The following is an 18,791-nucleotide window of genomic DNA, read 5'->3' on the forward strand; positions in this document are numbered from 1 at the left end:
AAATAAACTGCAAAAGATATAATAACCCGAAAAGCGACAAGATGCTACAGGCAACGACGAGCAGTCCTGGGCTCAAAACCGTCGCGTCGAACTGCGTAAGTAATTCGTCATGCGAACGTGCCGTCGTGCTGTAACTGTTTTGGCTCTCAGCCTCGCACCGCTTGCGGTGTGGGCTGCGGTTCCTGTGGTCGATAACGACTCCGGCTATAACAATAGCGGGACTAGTAATCCGCCTGCGGGTTACGGTACGAACGGCGCCTATGCCGGGGGAGGGGTTTCGGCCCCTGTCTCGGCACAGGGCGAGCTGTTCAACCAATTGCAATCCATGCAGGAGCAGATTTCACGCCAACAGGGTGTAATCGAAGTTCTGCAGAATGATGTAGCGCGCATGAAGCAAGAGAACCTGGAGCGATATCAGGATCTTGATCGGCGCATAGGAACCGGCGTTGCACCAGCCGCGACTCCTGATAATTCTTCAACCGGTGGCAGTTTGAATGCCCCCGGTGCAGCCGCTGGCGCGGGTGCCGGAGCGGCAGCCGCTGCCACTTCCACACAAACGCCTGCCGCGGGTAGCGAACCGGCAGATCCGGCGAAGGAAAAACTGTATTACGATGCAGCCTTCGACCTGATCAAAGCCAAGGATTTCGACAAGGCCAGCCAGGCGTTTGCCGCATTCCTGCGCAAGTACCCGAACAGCCAGTACGCGGGCAATGCCCAGTACTGGTTGGGCGAAGTGAATTTGGCCAAAGGCGATCTGCAAGGTGCAGGTCAGGCATTTGCCAAGGTTTCGCAGCTGTACCCCAAGCACCCTAAAGTGCCCGATTCGCTGTACAAGCTTGCTGATGTAGAGCGCCGCCTCGGTCATCCCGACAAGGTCAAAGGCATTCTGCAACAGGTCGTGTCGCAATACCCGGGCACTTCCGCCGCTCAGCTGGCCCAGCGTGATCTGCAAAAAATGTAAGGGCTGCTTGACCCGTTTTGAAGAAACCCGCGCCTGTCGCGGGTTTTTTCGTTAGAATTCACGCCCTTTTTATGAAACACGCTTTTTGGGATCTGCGCGTTGGCGGGGTTCCTTGAAGTGCCTGACGGAGGCGGACAGCCTGTTTAGCTGTTATGCCCGTGGCGACTATGCAAGACACATTGAGAATCACCGAAGTTTTCTACTCGTTGCAGGGTGAAACGCGGACTGCCGGGCTGCCCACAGTTTTTGTGCGCCTGACCGGTTGCCCGTTGCGTTGCCAGTATTGCGACAGCGCCTACGCGTTCACCGGCGGCACCGTTCGCCCACTCGACGACATCCTCGAGCAAGTGGCCGGTTTCCGTCCGCGTTACGTCTGTGTCACCGGTGGCGAGCCGCTGGCACAGCCCAACGCCATCCCATTGCTCAAGCAGTTGTGTGACGCCGGTTACGAAGTGTCGCTGGAAACCAGCGGCGCGCTCGACATCTCGGCGGTCGATCCACGGGTCAGTCGCGTCGTTGACTTGAAAACCCCGGGTTCGAAAGAAGCGCACCGCAACCGCTACGAGAACATCGAACTGCTCACGCCCAACGACCAGGTGAAGTTTGTCATCTGCTCGCGGGAAGACTACGACTGGGCCGTGTCCAAGCTGATTCAGTACGGTCTGGACAAGCGTGCAGGCGAAGTACTGTTCTCGCCAAGCCACCATGACCTGAATGCGCGGGACCTGGCTGACTGGGTGGTGGCGGACAACCTGCCAGTGCGTCTGCAATTACAGCTGCATAAATATCTTTGGAATGACGAGCCGGGGCGCTGAGATGACTGAACAACTGAAACCTGCTGAAAAACGTGCGGTCATCCTGCTGTCCGGCGGCCTCGATTCCGCGACGGTTGTGGCCATGGCTCGCGCTGAAGGCTACAGGTGCTACACCATGAGCTTTGATTACGGTCAGCGCTCTCAAGCAGAGTTGCACGCCGCTGCACGCGTTGCCCGGGACTTGGGTGTGGTCGAGCACAAGGTGATCGGCCTCAATCTGAACGGTATGGGCGGTTCGGCACTGACCGACAGCAGCATCGACATTCCGGAAGAGCTGGGGGAAGGCATTCCAGTCACTTACGTGCCGGCGCGCAACACGGTGTTTCTGTCCCTGGCGCTGGGCTGGGCTGAAGTGCTCGGCGCGCGTGACATCTTTATCGGCGTGAATGCGGTGGATTATTCCGGTTACCCGGACTGCCGTCCCGAGTTCATCGAGTCGTTCGAGCGCATGGCCAATCTGGCGACGAAGGCCGGTGTAGAGGGGAATGGTTTCCGAATTCAGGCGCCATTGCAGAACCTGAGCAAGGCGCAGATCGTCCAGGCAGGCGTGAAGCTGGGGGTTGATTACGGGCTGACTGTTTCCTGCTATCAGGCCGACGATAACGGCCGCGCTTGCGGCAAATGCGACAGCTGCCGACTGCGTGCAGAAGGCTTCGCGGCGGCCGGAATCAGCGACCCAACACCTTATTTTTGATTTATTTTAAATTAGGTGTTGAATAGTCCTTAAAAATCAGTATTATACGCGCCACCACACAGCGGGTCGTTAGCTCAGTTGGTAGAGCAGTTGGCTTTTAACCAATTGGTCGTAGGTTCGAATCCCACACGACCCACCATTTTTGTAGCAGTTTTAAAAGTCTGGAAGGCCCACGCAAGTGAGGATTTCCGGATTTTTTTTTGTCCGCGATTTGAGCTCGGCTCAACGCGGGGCTGCACCGCGTGACGCAGGTCAGAATCATCTTTTGCATCCACGGGATATTCTGTAGCCTTGCGCATCTTCACCGCTGTCCGTGCCTGATGATACTCACTCTCCCGGCGGTACCCTGAAGGGTCCGGAGCCGGGTGTATACTCGACTTTCGCGCGAAAGCGCCTGCAGGTCTTGCGAACATGACGCAGATTTCCGAACGCCTTCTGGTTCAAGCCCACCTCGACGCCAAGCAGCCCAAACCGCTGACTGTCGAGGAGGAAGCTTTTTACCGTGCCGCCATCGCTGCCGAGCTCAAGGCTCAGGACGCGGTGCTGGTTGCTCACTTCTATTGCGATCCGGTGATTCAGGCCCTGGCCGAAGAAACCGGTGGTTGCGTCTCCGACTCACTGGAGATGGCCCGCTTCGGCAGTGCCCACCCGGCCAAGACCGTGCTGGTCGCCGGTGTGAAGTTCATGGGCGAAACCGCCAAAATCCTCAATCCTGAAAAACGCATTCTGATGCCGACCCTGGAGGCGACCTGCTCGCTGGACCTGGGTTGTCCGGTGGATGAGTTCTCGGCGTTCTGCGATCAACACCCGGAGCGCACGGTGGTGGTGTATGCCAACACCTCGGCGGCGGTCAAAGCCCGGGCGGATTGGGTGGTAACGTCCAGCTGCGCGCTGGAGATCGTCGAAAGCCTGATGGATAACGGCGAAACCATCATCTGGGGCCCGGACAAACACCTGGGCACGTACATCCAGCGCCAGACCGGCGCGGACATGCTGCTGTGGGACGGTGCCTGCATCGTTCACGAGGAGTTCAAGTCCAAGCAGCTCGAAGACATGAAGGCGCTGTACCCGGACGCGGCGATTCTGGTGCACCCGGAGTCGCCGACTTCGGTGATCGAACTGGCGGATGCCGTCGGTTCCACCAGTCAGTTGATTGCGGCGGCACAGAGCCTGCCGAACAAGACCCTGATCGTCGCCACCGATCGCGGCATCTTCTACAAGATGCAGCAGCTGTGCCCGGACAAGGTCTTCATCGAAGCCCCAACGGCCGGTAACGGCGCAGCGTGCCGCAGTTGCGCACACTGCCCATGGATGGCGATGAACACCCTTGAGCGCACGCTGAAGTGCTTGAAGGAAGGGACGAACGAGATATTTGTGGATCCGGCGTTGATTCCGCAGGCGATTCGGCCGTTGAAGCGCATGCTCGATTTCACCCAGGCTGCGCGGATGAAACTGGCCGGTAACGCCTGAGTTGTGAAAAATGTGGGAGCGGGCTTGCTCGCGAATGCGGTGGATCAGTCACTATTGATGTTGACTGATGCACCGCATTCGCGAGCAAGCCCGCTCCCACAGTGATTTTTGTCTGCCGACATTACTTGGTCTTCTTCGGAATTCGAACCAGTTGAGTGTTCGAGTACATGTCATGCCAGCTGCGTTTCTGTTTGTCGAACAGCGACCAGATGAACCCAAGGCCAACGCACAACAGCGACGCGATCGACACCACAAACCGCAACAGCGCCTGCCAAAGGCTGATCGATGAACCATCAGCGTTCTGCACCCGAATGCACCATACCTGCATGCCCAAGGTCTGACCGGACCAGGTCCAAAACTTGGCGAAGAAACCAAACAGCACAAACAACAACACCGTCGACAGCAACGGATCACCGTCCAGCGCGCCGGATTCGGTCAAGGTGCGCATTTTGTCTTCGCCGATGATCGCCATCTGGATCATCTTGTAAATGCCGCTGGTGACGATCAGCAGGGCGGTACACAACAGGAAGTCATAGAACATCGCTGCCAGGCGACGGCCCAGGGTGGCGGCGGGAAAGTCGCCCTGGGGTTTGAGCAGGTGTTTCGACATGGCAGCCTCTGGACGGAAAAAAGAAGCCATTTTACGGATTTACGCGCACAAAAAAGCCCCTGATGTCAGCATCAGGGGCTTTTTCGTTACAGAAGATTAGGCTTCTGCTTGTACTTCGTCAGCCTGCATGCCTTTCTGGCCTTGCACAGCGACGAAAGTCACTTTCTGGCCTTCTTTCAGGCTCTTGAAGCCGTTGCCCTGAATAGCGCGGAAATGCACGAACAGATCCGGACCGCTTTCTGGAGTGATAAAACCAAAACCTTTCTCGTCGTTAAACCACTTGACGGTACCGCTCTGACGTTGGGACATTTCTTATTTCCTTTGACGCAAAAATTAATGACAGTCTCCTTCTCATGAAAGAGTACTGGGGCTGGTTGCAGGAGAGTAAGAAGACGTCGAACGGGATGTAGCTAACTTGTAGGCTACTGCCCAGGTCACGATTCCAAGCGACCCATGCAAACACAGTGAACAAACTCTACGCCAACTACGGGAGAAAAAACAAGCCCTGTGAGAGGCCCGGTTTTGCTCAGGTTGACGGCATTAGCGTCCCTACTAGTGCGAGCTTATTCGATCAGGTTGTTCAATTGTTTTCGAACGTTATAAGCAACGTTCATAAACGAAGCTTATAACCAAAGACATGCACTGTTTTATGGCGGTTGCGTTACACATTAGTGCACTGTTAACGCAACCGCGTTACTTATAGAAACAGTCAATCAGCCGCGATAGTAGCGTTGTGGAACAAATGGCATTTTGCTTACAAGCAAAGGCACCTTTTTCCCACGAACAATCGCCCATACAGGTGTATCGATGGCGATATAAGCGCTGTCGAGGTAACCCATGGCCAATGGACCACCCAGGGTTGGGCCGAAACCACCGCTGCACACGGCACCGATGATGTCGCCCGCTTCGTTGACGATTTCTGCGCCTTCACGCACCGGCGTGCGTTCCTGAGGCAGCAGACCTACACGCTTGCGGCTGACGCCGGCTTGTTGTTGAGCGAACACGGTCTCGGCGCCAGGGAAGCCGCCGGACCGTGCGCCATCAGCGCGACGTGGCTTGGAGATGGCCCACAGCAGACTGGCTTCAATTGGAGTGGTCTCGGTGTTCATGTCGTGGCCATAGAGGCACAGGCCGGCTTCCAGACGTAGCGAGTCGCGAGCGCCAAGGCCGATGGCCGCTACTTCAGATTCGGCCAGCAGGGCGCGCGCCAGGGCTTCAGCGTTGGCGGCCGGTACGGAGATTTCGAAACCGTCTTCACCGGTATAGCCCGAACGGCTGACAAAGCATTCGACGCCCAGCAGTTTCACGCGGGTGAACTGCATGAAGGTCATCTTCGCCACTTCAGGGGCCAGGCGCGCGAGCACGGTGACGGCGGCCGGACCTTGCAGAGCGAGCAGGGCGCGTTCTTCAAATAGCGGCTCGATAGTGCACTGGTCGCCGATGTGTTTGCGCAGATGCGCCAGGTCCTGATCCTTGCAGGCGGCGTTGACCACCAGGAACAGTTCGTCGTTACCCAGGTTGGCGACCATCAGGTCGTCGAGGATGCCGCCGGTTTCGTTGGTGAACATCGCATAGCGCTGCATGCCCACCGGCAGGTCGATGATGTCTACCGGCACCAGGGTTTCCAGGGCCTTGGCGGCATTGGCGCCGGTCAGGCGGATCTGGCCCATGTGCGAGACATCGAACAGCCCGGCCTGATCACGGGTGTGCTGGTGTTCTTTCATCACGCCCAACGGGTATTGCACCGGCATGTCGTAGCCGGCGAACGGCACCATGCGCGCGCCGAGTTCGATGTGCAGGGCGTGCAGCGGGGTTTTCAGCAATTGTTCGGTGGACATATTCAGCTCCTGAAAAAGTGTGCGGATGCGCGTGAGCATCAGCACTCGATAATGTTGACCGCCAAACCGCCTCGGGCGGTTTCCTTGTATTTGCTTTTCATGTCGGCGCCGGTCTGGCGCATGGTGCGGATGACCTTGTCGAGGGAGACGAAGTGCTGACCGTCTCCGCGCAGGGCCATGCGTACCGCATTGATGGCCTTGACCGAACCCATGGCGTTGCGCTCGATGCAAGGCACTTGCACCAGCCCGCCAATCGGGTCGCAGGTCAGGCCGAGGTTGTGTTCCATGCCGATTTCGGCGGCGTTTTCCACTTGCTGCACGGTGCCGCCAAGTACTTCGCACAAGGCTCCGGCCGCCATGGAACAGGCCACGCCGACTTCACCCTGACAGCCGACTTCGGCGCCGGAGATCGAGGCGTTTTCCTTGTAGAGAATGCCGATCGCGGCGGCGGTCAGCAGAAAGCGTACGACGCCGTCTTCGTTGGCACCGGGGATAAAGCGCATGTAGTAATGCAGCACCGCCGGGACGATGCCTGCCGCACCGTTAGTGGGCGCAGTGACAACGCGTCCGCCGTTGGCGTTTTCTTCGTTGACCGCCAGGGCGTACAGGTTGACCCAGTCCAGCACCGACAGCGGGTCGCGCAATGACGATTCCGGGTTCTTGCACAGTTGCCGATGCAGCGCAGCAGCCCGGCGTTTGACCTTCAAGCCACCGGGCAAAATCCCTTCGTTGCGGCAACCGGCGGCAACGCAGTCCTGCATCACCTGCCAGATGTTCAGCAGACCGGTGCGGGTTTCCGCTTCCGGGCGCCAGGCACTTTCGTTGGTCAGCATCACCTGGCTGATCGACAAACCGTAAGTGGTGCAGTGACCGAGCAGGTCCTTGGCGCTTTTGAACGGAAAGGTCAGCGGCGTGGCGTCTTCGACGATGCGGTCGGCGCCGGCGGCGTCTTCATCGACCACGAAACCGCCGCCAACCGAGTAATACTCGCGGCTGCGGATCTGCAGACCCGCCGCGTCGAACGCGCGAAAAATCATGCCGTTGGGATGATAGGGCAACGGTTTGCGGATCATCGCCAGGTGTTCTTTCTCGTTGAACGCAATGCTGTGTTCGCCGAGCAGGTTCAAGCGACCATTGCCGCGAATCTCTTGCAGACGGGCGGCGACGGTTTCGGTGTTCACGGTGTCCGGGTGTTCGCCTTCCAGGCCGAGCAACACGGCCTTGTCGCTGCCGTGGCCTTTACCGGTGGCGCCGAGCGAGCCGTAGAGCTCGACTTTGACGCAGGCGGTTGCAGTCAGCAGCCCTTCACGGCGCAAGCCTTCGGCAAAGCGCGCGGCTGCACGCATCGGGCCGACGGTGTGGGAGCTGGAGGGGCCGATGCCAATCTTGAACAGGTCGAACACGCTTAATGACATGGTTGTTCTCCGGTTTCTTGTTATAGGCGCAACACGAAACTGTAGGAGCGAGGCTTGCCCGCGAAGCTTTTGGCGGTCTTGAGGGCCTCTTCGCGGGCAAGCCTCGCTCCTACAGGGAATACGGTGTGTGGGGCGGATTAGCCGCCCCACACTGGTTTAAGCGTAGCTTTCGATCGACGGGCAAGCGCAAACCAGGTTGCGATCGCCAAACACGTTGTCGACGCGACCGACCGGTGGCCAGTATTTGCCTTCGATCAGCGACGCAACCGGATACACCGCTTGCTCACGGCTGTACGGATGCGTCCACTCGCCAACAATCTCCGCTGCAGTGTGCGGAGCGTTTTTCAGCGGGTTGTCTTCCTTGTCCAGCGTGCCGTTTTCCACCGCGCGGATTTCTTCGCGGATGCGGATCATGGCGTCGCAGAAGCGGTCCAGTTCTTCCTTGGATTCGCTTTCGGTCGGCTCGATCATCAGCGTGCCGGCCACCGGGAACGACATGGTCGGGGCGTGGAAACCGAAGTCGATCAGGCGTTTGGCGACGTCATCGACGCTGATGCCGCTGCTGTCTTTCAGCGGACGCAGGTCGAGGATGCATTCGTGTGCTACCAGGCCGTTGCTGCCGGTGTAGAGCACTGGGTAATGCTCTTCCAGACGACGGGAAATGTAGTTGGCATTGAGGATCGCCAGTTGCGAAGCGCGTTTGAGACCCGCGCCGCCCATCATCCGAATGTACATCCAGGTGATCGGCAGAATGCTTGCGCTGCCGAACGGTGCCGCGCAGACCGCGCCTTCCTTGCGCTCCATGGTGCCGTGACCCGGCAGGAACGGGGTCAGGTGCGACTTGACGCCAATCGGGCCGACGCCCGGGCCGCCACCGCCGTGAGGGATGCAGAAGGTCTTGTGCAGGTTCAGGTGCGAAACGTCGCCGCCGAACTTGCCCGGTGCGCAGAGGCCGACCATGGCGTTCATGTTGGCGCCGTCGATGTACACCTGGCCGCCGTGATCATGAATGATGCCGCAGATTTCACGGATGCCTTCTTCGAACACGCCGTGGGTCGACGGGTAAGTGATCATCAGCGCGGCGAGGTGCTCGCGGTGCTCGATGGCCTTGGCGCGCAGGTCTTCGATGTCGACGTTGCCACGGGCATCGCACGCGGTCACGACCACGCGCATGCCGGCCATGTTGGCGGTGGCGGGGTTGGTGCCGTGGGCGGAGGACGGGATCAGGCAGATGTCGCGACGGTCTTCGCCACGGCTCTGGTGATAGGCGCGAATCGCCAGCAGGCCGGCGTACTCACCTTGCGAACCGGCGTTCGGTTGCAGCGAGATCGCGTCGTAGCCTGTCGCGGCGCACAACATCGCTTCCAGTTCGTCGGTCAGTTGCTGGTAGCCGGCGCTTTGCTCGGCTGGAGCGAACGGGTGCAGGGCACCGAATTCAGCCCAGGTCACCGGGATCATTTCACTGGCGGCGTTGAGTTTCATGGTGCACGAACCCAGCGGGATCATGGTGCGGTCCAGGGCCAGGTCCTTGTCGGCCAGCTTGCGCAGGTAGCGCATCAGCTCGGTTTCCGAGTGGTAACGGTTGAACACCGGGTGGCTGAGGATCGGCGATTGACGAACAAGCGCGGCCGGGAGGGTGCTAACGACGGAAGCGGCGAGGGTGGTGAAGTCCGGCAGCGCCTTACCGTCGGCGAACAGGGCCCACAGGGTTTCCACGTCGGATTGCGAGGTGGTTTCGTCGAGGGACAGGCCCAGACGCTCGGCATCCACGACGCGCAGGTTGATCTGCTGGGCACGCGCCTTGTCGTGCAACGCGGCAGTGTTGGTGCCGGTCTTGATCGTCAGCGTGTCGAAGAAACTTTCTTGCTCGACGTTCAGACCCAATGCGCTGAAGCCTTTGGCCAGAATCGCGGTCAGGTGATGAATGCGGTTGGCGATCTGCGTCAGGCCTTTCGGGCCGTGGTACACGGCGTACATGCTGGCGATGTTGGCCAGCAAAACCTGCGCGGTGCAGATGTTCGACGTGGCTTTCTCGCGGCGGATGTGCTGCTCGCGGGTCTGCATCGCCAGGCGCAGGGCCGGCTTGCCGAAACGGTCCACGGAGACACCGACCAGACGGCCCGGCATGTCGCGCTTGAACGCATCTTTCGTCGAGAAGTAAGCCGCGTGCGGACCACCGAAGCCCAGCGGCACGCCGAAGCGTTGCGCGCTGCCGATGGCCACGTCGGCGCCGAATTCACCCGGCGGAGTCAACACGGTCAGGGCCAGCAGGTCAGCGGCGACTGCGACCAGGGCGTTGGCGGCGTGGAAGCGTTCGGTCAGTTCGCGGTAATCGAAGACGTCACCGTTGCTCGCCGGGTATTGCAGCAGGGCGCCAAAGAATGGCGTCACGTCCGTCAATTCGCGCTCGTCACCGACGACCACGTCGATACCCAACGGCTCGGCACGGGTGCGCAGCACGTCGAGGGTTTGCGGGTGGCAATGCACGGAGGCGAAGAAGGCGTGGCTGCCCTTGTTCTTGCTCAGGCGTTTGCAGAAGGTCATGGCTTCGGCAGCGGCGGTGGCTTCATCCAGCAGCGAGGCGTTGGCGATCGGCAGGCCGGTGAGGTCGCTGATCAGGGTCTGGAAGTTCAGCAGCGCTTCGAGACGACCCTGGGAAATTTCTGGCTGGTACGGGGTGTAGGCGGTGTACCAGGCCGGGTTTTCCAGCAGGTTGCGCAGGATCGGCGACGGTGTGTGGGTGCCGTAGTACCCCTGGCCGATGAAGGTCTTGAACAGCTGGTTTTTGCCGGCGATGGACTTGATCAAGGCCAGGGCATCGGCTTCGCTCAGGCCGTCTTCGAGGCCGAGGACGCTGGTGCCTTTGATGCTGTCGGGGATGACGCTGGCGCTCAGGGCTTCCAGGGAGTCGAAACCGAGGCTGTTGAGCATGGCTTGCTCATCGCCTGCACGCGGGCCGATGTGGCGGGCGATGAATTCGTTGGCGGTCGTAAGGTTTACTTGAGTCATGTCAGTGCTCCTCAGGCTTCGGCGTTGGCTTTGATCAGACGGTCGTAGGCGTCCTGATCCAGCAGTATGGCGACAGCCGAGGCGTCGGTTGGCTGGAAGCGGAAGAACCAGCCTTCGCCCAGCGGATCTTCGTTGACCAGTTCCGGGCTGCTGTCCAGCGCCGGGTTCACTTCCAGCACTTCACCGTCGAGTGGCATGTACACGCCGCTGGCGGCTTTTACCGATTCCACGGTGGCGGCTTCAGCGCCTTTGTCGTAGGACTGCAGCTCAGGCAGTTGTACGAAAACCACGTCGCCCAAGGCGTTCTGTGCGAAGGCGGTGATGCCGACAGTGACACTGCCGTCAGCTTCGGTGCGCAGCCATTCGTGATCTTCAGTAAAACGCAACTCGCTCATGGAAACTCCTAAGGGGGCCAGACTCGTCTGGTGGACGCGATTGAATGCTTGGGCTAAAGCCCTTCTTTATAGGTGGCTACTAAGCAAGATCGTGGCCAATGTTATTTAGTCTTTAAAAATCAATGGTTTGGGTGTTTTCGATGGGTGCGGGAATGTTACGCCTGTAGCGAAATCGCTACAGCCAGAAGCAAAGAAAAAAGCCTAGGAGGATCAAAGCCTTGCGCAGCGGCGATCAGGGGAGCGTGTAGCGATATCGTTCCGCTGTAGCGCTTTCAGTACAGATGGAGGTCGTTTTTGAAGAGATTTCGGGCCGGACACAAACCCTGTGAGAGTGAGCCTGCTCGCGATAGCGGTGTGTCAGTCAACACATGCCGCGACTGACACACCGCTATCGCGAGCAGGCTCGCTCCTACAGTGGTTTTGTGTTGGTTGGGAGATTGTATTTCCGGCCTCACGGCTTGTTGGGAATCCCGTACTTGCGCAGTCGATGGGCGATGGCTGTGTGGGAAGTTTGCAGTCGGCTGGCCAGTTGCCGGGTCGACGGATAGCTGACGTAGAGTTTTTCCAGCAGGGTTTTCTCGAACTCTTCCATCGCCTGCTCCAGGCTATCGACGTCGCTGTCACTCTGGCGCGCCACCGAGGTGCCAGCGATGTCGAGGTCGCCGATGTCGACCAGGCTGCTTTCGCAAATCGCCGCCGCACGGAAGATCACGTTCTGCAATTGCCGCACGTTGCCCGGCCAGCGGTTACCCAGCAGCGCCGGATAAGTCCCCGGGGCCAGACGACAGACCGGGCGCTGGATCTGCGCGCAGGCCTGCTGCATGAAATAACGGGCCAGCAGCAGGATGTCCTGGCCACGTTCGCGCAGCGGCGGGACCTCGACGTTGAGGACGTTGAGGCGATAGAACAAATCTTCGCGGAACGAACCTTCGCTAACCATTTTTTCCAGATTGCGGTGGGTTGCGCTGAGGATCCGTACGTTGACCTTCACCTCGCGATCGCCCCCGACTCGACGGAAGCTGCCGTCGTTGAGGAACCTCAGCAACTTCGCCTGCAAGTACGGCGACATCTCGCCGATCTCATCCAGAAACACCGTACCTTGGTTGGCCAGTTCCATCAGTCCCGGTTTACCGCCCCGTTGCGCGCCGGTGAAGGCGCCGGGGGCGTAGCCGAACAGTTCGCTTTCAGCGAGGTTCTCCGGCAACGCCGCGCAGTTCAACGCCAGGAACGGAGAACTGTGTCGCGCGCTGATCGCATGGCAGGCCCGCGCCACCAGTTCCTTGCCGGTGCCGGTTTCGCCCTGGATCAGTAGCGGCGCATCAAGGGCCGCCACCCGCTGGGCGCGCGCCTTGAGGGTTCGAATCGCCGGGGATTCGCCGAGCAACGCGTCAAAACCTTCGGCGTGATCGTGGTGCAGCGCCGAGAGACGTTCGCCGATGCGGTTCGGTTGATACAGGGTCAGCAGGGCGCCGGCGTCGGTGATCGGGGTAGCGTCCAGCAGCAGGGTCTGACCGTTGACGGTGATTTCGCGCAGCGGCAGGCGGAAGCCGTTTTCGAGCAATACGCCGAGCAGCGCCGGGTCGGCAAACAGGTCGGCGACACTTTCGCCGGCCGGCTCACGGCCATACAAAGCGATCAGCGCCGGGTTGGCCAGCAGCACTTTGCCGTCGCTGTCGAGGGCCAGCACCGGGTCGGTCATGGCGGCGAGCAGCGCATCGAGCTGCAAGTGCCGACGTTGGCCGGGCAGGATGTCGACCACCGTCATCGCTTGCACGCCGCGCACGCTGAGCAACGCGTCGCGCAGCTCCTCGAGCACTTCCGGGCTCAGGGTCGGCGCATCGATGTAAACGTTGGGCGGAACCATTTCCACCGCATCCAGATTGAGATTGCGCCCACCGAGCAGGGCCAGGACTTCCTGGGTAATGCCGACGCGGTCGATGAAGCTGACGTGGATACGCATGGGGCGGTTTTAAATCTTGCGAGCGGAGGGGGGCAAGTATGCCTTGGAGGAGGGGTGGAGGTGAAATCCGCTGATGTACGCACCACCTGTAGGAGCCGGCTTGCTGGCGATGGCATCGACTCGGCTTTTCAGATGCACCGGGGTGATGCTATCGCCAGCAAGCCGGCTCCTACAGGTGGTCGGCGTTACGGAGAGTGGGTTACTCGAAGTTTTCGAGGTTTATCGGGTCGCCGGATTTCATGTCCAACTGCTTCCGAATGTCTTCGAACATCAGATCGTAATGCTTGTGGACTGAGCCTATCTGGCTGTGCTCTTTCGGAATTCCGTACTTCTCGGCAATTCTTGTCACATCCCTGGCGAAGTTACAGGCCTCCGCCTTGGGCAGGAAGAAAGGCTCTGACATGTCCTTGCCCTGAATGCTGCCGTGCATGGTGAACTGGATGCCTTGTTCCCCTTTGTCGTTCTTGCTGACCTCATAGTCGAGGTGCACGTTGTAGTTGACATCATCCGAGGTCAGCGCGTGGCGCTCGATGTGCAAGTGACCGGGCTCGAACATTGCCATTGACGTTTCTCCTTATAAGTAAGTAATGCCAGGTGTCGCCGTACTGATACGCGTGCCGGCCGTGCCCTGGACGATCGCTTCGATGTCCGAGAGTGAACCGATCACCGCAGTTTTTCCAGTATGGCGGGCAAACTCGCAGGCCGCCTGAACCTTAGGTCCCATGGAGCCGGCGGCGAAGCCGAGTTTTTCCATGTCGTCGGGGTGGGCCTGGGCGATGGCTTTCTGGGTCGGCTTGCCGAAGTCGATGAACGCCGCGTTGACGTCGGTGGCGATCACCAGCAGATCGCTTTCCAGCTGTTCGGCCAGCAGCGCCGAGCACAGGTCCTTGTCGATCACCGCTTCCACGCCTTGCAGCTTGCCGTGGGCGCCGTACATCGTCGGAATGCCACCACCGCCAGCGCAAATCACGATGCTGCCTTTTTCCAGCAACCACTTGATCGGGCGGATTTCGAAGATGCGTTTGGGTCTCGGGCTGGCCACCACGCGCCGGTATTTGTCGCCGTCCGGGGCAATTGCCCAGCCTTTTTCGGCGGCGAGTTTTTCCGCTTCGGCCTTGGCGTAGACCGGACCGATGGGTTTGGTGGGGTTCTGGAAGGCCGGGTCGTTGGCGTCGACTTCGACCTGGGTCAGCAGGGTGGCGAAGGGCACTTCGAAGTCCAGCAGATTGCCCAGTTCCTGTTCGATGATGTAGCCGATCATGCCTTCGGTTTCGGCACCGAGCACGTCCAGCGGGTAAGGGGAAACCTGGGTGTAGGCCGCCGCTTGCAGCGACAGCAGCCCAACCTGCGGGCCATTACCGTGAGCGATCACCAGTTGGTTGCCGGCATAAATCCTGGCGATCTGTTCGGTGGCGATCCGGATGTTGGCGCGTTGATTGTCCGCGGTCATGGGTTCACCCCGGCGGAGCAGGGCGTTACCGCCCAGAGCTACGACGATACGCATAATGCAGTCCTTCTAGACAGAGAAGTAACGGGCGACACAGTTCCCTGTGGGAGCGTGGCTTGCCCGCGATGCAGACACCTCGGTGCATCAGGTACACCGCGGCGATCCTATCGCGGGCAAGCCTCGCTCCCACAAAGAGCCGACCGCATCGGTGCTTAGATATCCGCCAACGCCGACACCAGAATCGCCTTGATGGTGTGCATGCGGTTTTCCGCTTGCTCGAAGGCGATGTTGGCCGGCGATTCGAAGACTTCTTCCGTCACTTCGACACCGTTGGCCAGGTGCGGATAGCGCGCGGCGATGTCTTTGCCGACCTTGGTTTCGCTGTTGTGGAACGCCGGCAGGCAGTGCATGAATTTCACGCGCGGGTTGCCGGAAGCCTTCATCATCTCGGCGTTGACCTGGTACGGCAGCAGTTGCTCGATACGCTCGTCCCACGCTTCCACCGGTTCACCCATCGACACCCAGATGTCGGTGTGGATGAAGTCCACGCCCTTGACCGCCTCTTTCGGGTCTTCGGTGATGGTGATCCGCGCGCCGCTTTCCTCAGCGAAGCCTTTGCACTGGGCAATGAAATCAGCGTGCGGCCACAAGGCTTTGGGCGCAGCGATGCGCACGTCCATGCCGAGTTTGGCGCCGATCATCAGCAGCGAGTTGCCCATGTTGTAGCGCGCATCGCCGAGGTAGGCGTAGCTGATGTCGTGCAACGGCTTGTCGCTGTGCTCACGCATGGTCAGGGTGTCGGCGATCATTTGCGTCGGGTGAAATTCGGCGGTCAGGCCGTTGAACACCGGTACACCGGCAAACTTGGCCAGCTCTTCGACGATTTCCTGTTCGAAGCCCCGGTACTCGATGGCATCGAACATCCGCCCCAGCACGCGGGCGGTGTCTTTCATGCTTTCCTTGTGGCCGATCTGGGACGACACCGGGTCGATGTAGGTGACGTGAGCGCCCTGGTCATGGGCTGCGACTTCGAAGGCGCAACGGGTGCGGGTCGAAGTTTTTTCGAAGATCAGCGCGATGTTTTTGCCTTGCAGGTGCGGACGCTCGGTGCCGGTGTACTTGGCACGCTTGAGGTCGCGGGACAGGTCCAGCAGGTAATTGAGCTCGCGAGTCGTGTGGTGCATCAGCGAGAGCAGGCTGCGGTTGCGCATGTTGAAAGCCATGATGGGATCTCCTTGGGTTTCGGTTATCCGCCGGCTTCACGCTTCATGAGCGCGAAGCCGGGCACAGGAATTAATAGTCGATAGCGTCGCGAATGATCGGGCAGGTCATGCAGTGGCCGCCGCCACGGCCGCGCCCCAGTTCGCCGGCGCTGATGGTGATGACCTCGATACCCGCCTTGCGCAGCAAGGTGTTGGTGTAGGTGTTGCGGTCGTAACCGATCACCACACCGGGTTCCACGGCCACCACGTTATTGCCGTCGTCCCATTGCTCGCGTTCGGCGGCGAAGCTGTTGCCGCCGGTTTCCACCACGCGCAACGCTTTGAGGTTGAGAGCCTTGGCCACGGTGTCGAGGAAGTTGGTTTCTTCGCGGCGAATATCGATGCCGCCCGGTTTGCTTTCGTCAGGGCGCAGGGTGAAGGCGACGATCTGGTTCACCACTTCCGGGAAGATCGTGACCAGGTCGCGGTCGCAGAAGCTGAACACGGTGTCCAGGTGCATCGCTGCGCGGGATTTCGGCAGGCCGGCGACGATGACTTTCTCCACGGCTTTGTTCTTGAACAGGTTCACCGCCAGTTGGCCGATGGCCTGGCGGGACGAACGCTCGCCCATGCCGATCAACACCACACCGTTGCCGATCGGCATCACATCGCCGCCTTCAAGGGTGGAGCTGCCGTGGTCCTTGTCCGGGTCGCCGTACCAGATCTCGAAATCGGCGTTGGTGAACTGCGGGTGGAATTTGTAGATGGCGGTGGTCAGCAGGGTTTCCTGACGACGCGCCGGCCAGTACATCGGGTTCAGCGTCACGCCACCGTAGATCCAGCAAGTGGTGTCGCGGGTGAACTGGGTGTTGGGCAGCGGCGGCAGAATGAAGCTGGAGTGGCCGAGGAAATCGCGGAACATCTGGATGGTCTTGCCGCCGAAGCTGTCCGGCAGGTCATCGGCGGAGACGCCGCCAATCAGGAATTCGGCGATATGGCGCGGCTCCAGGCTACGCAACCACGACCCCACTTCGTTGATCAGGCCGAGGCCGACCGAGTTGGCGGTGACCTTGCGTTCCAGAATCCAGTCGAGGGCTTCAGGGATGGCGACGATGTCGGTCAGCAGGTTGTGCATTTCCAGCACGTCGATGTTGCGTTCGCGCATCTTGGTGACGAAGTCGAAATGGTCGCGCTTGGCTTGGGCCACCCACAGCACATCATCGAAAAGCAGCTCGTCGCAGTTGTTCGGGGTCAGCCGCTGGTGGGCCAGGCCGGGGGAGCAAACCATGACTTTGCGCAGTTTGCCGGCTTCGGAATGGACGCCGTACTTAACTTTTTCGGTGGTCATTACAGTGATCCTCCAGATGACAAATGGGTCAGGTGTTACAGGGTCAGGAAGCCGGAATACAGTCCATAGGCTGCCACCACGGCACCTATGATCACGGCTGCAAAAATCAGCTTCTCGACGTTGGTGAAAACAGGTTTGCCCAGTTCTCGCTTGGCCTTGGCGAACAGGATCACGCCGGGCGCATAGAGCAGGGCAGACAGCAGCAGGTATTTGGTGCCGCCGGCGTAGACCAGCCAGACTGCGTAGATCACCGCGATGGCGCCAATCAACAGGTCCTTCGTGCGTTCGCCCGAGTCGTTTTCGTAAGTCTCGCCGCGCACCGCCAGCAGCAGTGCGTAAGCCGCTGACCACAGGTAAGGCACCAGAATCATCGAAGTGGCGAGGTAGATCAGCGACAGGTAAGTGCTGGCCGAAAACAGGGTGATGATCAGGAACAGCTGCACCATCGCGTTGGTCAGCCACAAGGCGTTGACCGGCACGTGGTTGGCGTTTTCCTTGCGCAGGAACGCCGGCATGGTGTGGTCCTTGGCGGCGGCGAACATGATCTCCGCACACAGCAGCACCCACGAGAGCAACGCTCCGAGCAGGGAAATGATCAGGCCGACGCTGATGAACGCCGCGCCCCACGGACCGACCACGTGTTCCAGCACCGCCGCCATCGACGGGTTCTGCAATTTGGCCAGTTCCGGTTGGGTCATGATGCCCAGCGACAACACGTTCACCAGCACCAGAAACAGCAGCACGGTGATGAAACCGATCACGGTGGCCTTACCGACGTCGCTGCGCTTTTCCGCGCGGGCTGAGAAGATGCTCGCGCCTTCGATGCCGATGAACACCCAGACGGTGACCAGCATCATTTTGCGCACCTGGTTCATCACGCTGCCCAGGTCCGGGTTTTTCAGGCCCCAGATGTCGGCGGTGAAGATGTCCAGTTTGAAGGCGAAAATTGCGATCAGGACAAACAGCACCAGCGGCACGATCTTGGCGACAGTGGTCACCAGGTTGATGAAGGCCGCTTCCTTGATCCCCCGCAGCACGAGGAAATGCACACCCCAGAGCAGCACCGACGCACCGATCACGGCCGCCACGGTGTTGCCTTCGCCGAAGATCGGAAAGAAATAGCCGAGGGTGCTGAACAGCAGAACGAAGTAGCCGACGTTGCCCAGCCACGCACTGATCCAGTAACCCCAGGCCGATGAGAAGCCCATGTAGTCGCCGAAACCGGCCTTGGCGTAGGCGTAGACCCCGCCATCCAGGTCAGGCTTGCGGTTGGCCAGGGTTTGAAAGACGAACGCGAGGGTCAGCATGCCGACCGCGGTAATGGCCCAACCGATCAGCACGGCGCCGACATCCGCACTGGCGGCCATGTTCTGGGGCAAAGAGAAAATCCCGCCACCAATCATTGAGCCGACAACCAGTGCAACAAGTGCGCCGAGTTTCAGTTTTCCGGGGGTATCAGACATTGCATGACTCCAATGCAGGAGAAGAGAGACAACAGACTAAATCTATTAACTGTTCAATTAGCTGACATAGATCAGTGCAGGGGCACATTCCATTGTTAATGAAAGACTTATGAACTTTTTGCGGGCATAACTGTATAACCGCAAATGCCCTTTCCAGAAGCCTC

16 protein-coding genes, 1 tRNA gene and 1 pseudogene are annotated in these 18,791 nt (G+C 59.7%); 6 read left to right on the forward strand and 12 right to left on the reverse strand.

Annotated elements, in window-relative coordinates; genetic code table 11:
- Positions 1-28 precede the first annotated feature (28 nt).
- The 6 genes and pseudogenes from ACIQV9_RS24995 to nadA all read left to right on the forward strand — a co-directional run.
- A pseudogene (locus tag ACIQV9_RS24995) lies at positions 29-103 on the forward strand (peptidoglycan-associated lipoprotein); the annotation flags it as partial.
- 6 nt (positions 104-109) lie between these two features.
- A complete protein-coding gene (gene ybgF / locus ACIQV9_RS25000) occupies positions 110-961 on the forward strand; it encodes a tol-pal system protein YbgF (RefSeq protein ID WP_403107258.1) in 852 nt (283 codons plus the stop codon).
- 167 nt (positions 962-1,128) lie between these two features.
- Positions 1,129-1,776 (forward strand): 7-carboxy-7-deazaguanine synthase QueE, encoded by a 648-nt coding sequence (gene queE, locus ACIQV9_RS25005; RefSeq protein WP_131059798.1) that lies wholly within the window; start codon positions 1,129-1,131, stop codon positions 1,774-1,776.
- A gap of 1 nt (position 1,777) precedes the next feature.
- Positions 1,778-2,470, forward strand: coding sequence for a 7-cyano-7-deazaguanine synthase QueC (queC, locus tag ACIQV9_RS25010; RefSeq protein WP_403107262.1), 693 nt, complete (start codon positions 1,778-1,780; stop codon positions 2,468-2,470).
- A 63-nt stretch (positions 2,471-2,533) separates the two neighbouring features.
- A tRNA-Lys gene (locus tag ACIQV9_RS25015) sits at positions 2,534-2,609 on the forward strand.
- A 272-nt stretch (positions 2,610-2,881) separates the two neighbouring features.
- Entirely contained in the window at positions 2,882-3,940 is a 1,059-nt protein-coding gene (gene nadA / locus ACIQV9_RS25020; protein WP_077748706.1) for a quinolinate synthase NadA, read from the forward strand.
- 121 nt (positions 3,941-4,061) lie between these two features.
- On the opposite strand, the gene ACIQV9_RS25025 is transcribed toward nadA, so the two are convergent.
- From ACIQV9_RS25025 to arcD, 12 genes are all read right to left on the reverse strand, one after another.
- Positions 4,062-4,550 carry an RDD family protein gene (locus ACIQV9_RS25025; RefSeq protein WP_403107265.1) on the reverse strand — a complete coding sequence of 163 codons (489 nt, stop codon included), beginning with the start codon at positions 4,548-4,550 and terminating at the stop codon, positions 4,062-4,064.
- Positions 4,551-4,646: 96 nt separating this feature from the next.
- Positions 4,647-4,859, reverse strand: a complete 213-nt coding sequence (locus tag ACIQV9_RS25030) for a cold-shock protein (protein WP_003175786.1) — start codon at positions 4,857-4,859, stop codon at positions 4,647-4,649.
- A 404-nt stretch (positions 4,860-5,263) separates the two neighbouring features.
- Positions 5,264-6,388, reverse strand: coding sequence for a glycine cleavage system aminomethyltransferase GcvT (gcvT, locus tag ACIQV9_RS25035; RefSeq protein ID WP_403107268.1), 1,125 nt, complete (start codon positions 6,386-6,388; stop codon positions 5,264-5,266).
- 38 nt (positions 6,389-6,426) lie between these two features.
- Positions 6,427-7,803, reverse strand: coding sequence for an L-serine ammonia-lyase (locus ACIQV9_RS25040; protein ID WP_403107271.1), 1,377 nt, complete (start codon positions 7,801-7,803; stop codon positions 6,427-6,429).
- A gap of 156 nt (positions 7,804-7,959) precedes the next feature.
- Positions 7,960-10,812 (reverse strand): aminomethyl-transferring glycine dehydrogenase, encoded by a 2,853-nt coding sequence (gene gcvP / locus ACIQV9_RS25045; RefSeq protein WP_403107274.1) that lies wholly within the window; start codon positions 10,810-10,812, stop codon positions 7,960-7,962.
- 11 nt (positions 10,813-10,823) lie between these two features.
- Positions 10,824-11,207, reverse strand: coding sequence for a glycine cleavage system protein GcvH (gene gcvH / locus ACIQV9_RS25050; protein WP_403107277.1), 384 nt, complete (start codon positions 11,205-11,207; stop codon positions 10,824-10,826).
- 451 nt (positions 11,208-11,658) lie between these two features.
- On the reverse strand, positions 11,659-13,167 hold the full coding sequence (locus ACIQV9_RS25055; RefSeq protein WP_403107280.1) for a sigma-54-dependent transcriptional regulator: 1,509 nt from the start codon (positions 13,165-13,167) through the stop codon (positions 11,659-11,661).
- 199 nt (positions 13,168-13,366) lie between these two features.
- The gene (locus ACIQV9_RS25060) at positions 13,367-13,729 is read right to left on the reverse strand and encodes a DUF5064 family protein (protein ID WP_403107283.1); all 363 of its coding nucleotides are present in this window, start codon (positions 13,727-13,729) and stop codon (positions 13,367-13,369) included.
- Positions 13,730-13,741: 12 nt separating this feature from the next.
- Positions 13,742-14,671 (reverse strand): carbamate kinase, encoded by a 930-nt coding sequence (gene arcC, locus ACIQV9_RS25065; RefSeq protein WP_403107286.1) that lies wholly within the window; start codon positions 14,669-14,671, stop codon positions 13,742-13,744.
- Positions 14,672-14,826: 155 nt separating this feature from the next.
- Complete coding sequence (locus ACIQV9_RS25070) at positions 14,827-15,837, reverse strand: ornithine carbamoyltransferase (protein ID WP_403107289.1); 1,011 nt, start codon at positions 15,835-15,837, stop codon at positions 14,827-14,829.
- A gap of 70 nt (positions 15,838-15,907) precedes the next feature.
- Positions 15,908-17,164, reverse strand: a complete 1,257-nt coding sequence (arcA, locus tag ACIQV9_RS25075; protein WP_403107292.1) for an arginine deiminase — start codon at positions 17,162-17,164, stop codon at positions 15,908-15,910.
- Positions 17,165-17,199: 35 nt separating this feature from the next.
- Positions 17,200-18,627 (reverse strand): arginine-ornithine antiporter, encoded by a 1,428-nt coding sequence (arcD, locus tag ACIQV9_RS25080; protein WP_403107294.1) that lies wholly within the window; start codon positions 18,625-18,627, stop codon positions 17,200-17,202.
- Positions 18,628-18,791 lie beyond the last annotated feature (164 nt).

It is taken from the genome of Pseudomonas sp. NPDC099000, assembly GCF_044759925.1.
Classification (GTDB): domain Bacteria; phylum Pseudomonadota; class Gammaproteobacteria; order Pseudomonadales; family Pseudomonadaceae; genus Aquipseudomonas.

What these genes read in the sequence shown, in the direction of transcription:
- ACIQV9_RS25055 (WP_403107280.1), bottom strand. Translation starts at nt 13,167, where the DNA reads ATGCGTATCCACGTCAGCTTCATCGACCGCGTCGGCATTACCCAGGAA.
- arcA (WP_403107292.1), bottom strand. Translation starts at nt 17,164, where the DNA reads ATGACCACCGAAAAAGTTAAGTACGGCGTCCATTCCGAAGCCGGCAAA.
- ACIQV9_RS25060 (WP_403107283.1), bottom strand. Translation starts at nt 13,729, where the DNA reads ATGGCAATGTTCGAGCCCGGTCACTTGCACATCGAGCGCCACGCGCTG.
- ACIQV9_RS25070 (WP_403107289.1), bottom strand. Translation starts at nt 15,837, where the DNA reads ATGGCTTTCAACATGCGCAACCGCAGCCTGCTCTCGCTGATGCACCAC.
- arcC (WP_403107286.1), bottom strand. Translation starts at nt 14,671, where the DNA reads ATGCGTATCGTCGTAGCTCTGGGCGGTAACGCCCTGCTCCGCCGGGGT.
- ACIQV9_RS25030 (WP_003175786.1), bottom strand. Translation starts at nt 4,859, where the DNA reads ATGTCCCAACGTCAGAGCGGTACCGTCAAGTGGTTTAACGACGAGAAA.
- queC (WP_403107262.1), top strand. Translation starts at nt 1,778, where the DNA reads ATGACTGAACAACTGAAACCTGCTGAAAAACGTGCGGTCATCCTGCTG.
- ybgF (WP_403107258.1), top strand. Translation starts at nt 110, where the DNA reads ATGCGAACGTGCCGTCGTGCTGTAACTGTTTTGGCTCTCAGCCTCGCA.
- gcvT (WP_403107268.1), bottom strand. Translation starts at nt 6,388, where the DNA reads ATGTCCACCGAACAATTGCTGAAAACCCCGCTGCACGCCCTGCACATC.
- arcD (WP_403107294.1), bottom strand. Translation starts at nt 18,627, where the DNA reads ATGTCTGATACCCCCGGAAAACTGAAACTCGGCGCACTTGTTGCACTG.
- ACIQV9_RS25040 (WP_403107271.1), bottom strand. Translation starts at nt 7,803, where the DNA reads ATGTCATTAAGCGTGTTCGACCTGTTCAAGATTGGCATCGGCCCCTCC.
- gcvH (WP_403107277.1), bottom strand. Translation starts at nt 11,207, where the DNA reads ATGAGCGAGTTGCGTTTTACTGAAGATCACGAATGGCTGCGCACCGAA.
- gcvP (WP_403107274.1), bottom strand. Translation starts at nt 10,812, where the DNA reads ATGACTCAAGTAAACCTTACGACCGCCAACGAATTCATCGCCCGCCAC.
- queE (WP_131059798.1), top strand. Translation starts at nt 1,129, where the DNA reads ATGCAAGACACATTGAGAATCACCGAAGTTTTCTACTCGTTGCAGGGT.
- nadA (WP_077748706.1), top strand. Translation starts at nt 2,882, where the DNA reads ATGACGCAGATTTCCGAACGCCTTCTGGTTCAAGCCCACCTCGACGCC.
- ACIQV9_RS25025 (WP_403107265.1), bottom strand. Translation starts at nt 4,550, where the DNA reads ATGTCGAAACACCTGCTCAAACCCCAGGGCGACTTTCCCGCCGCCACC.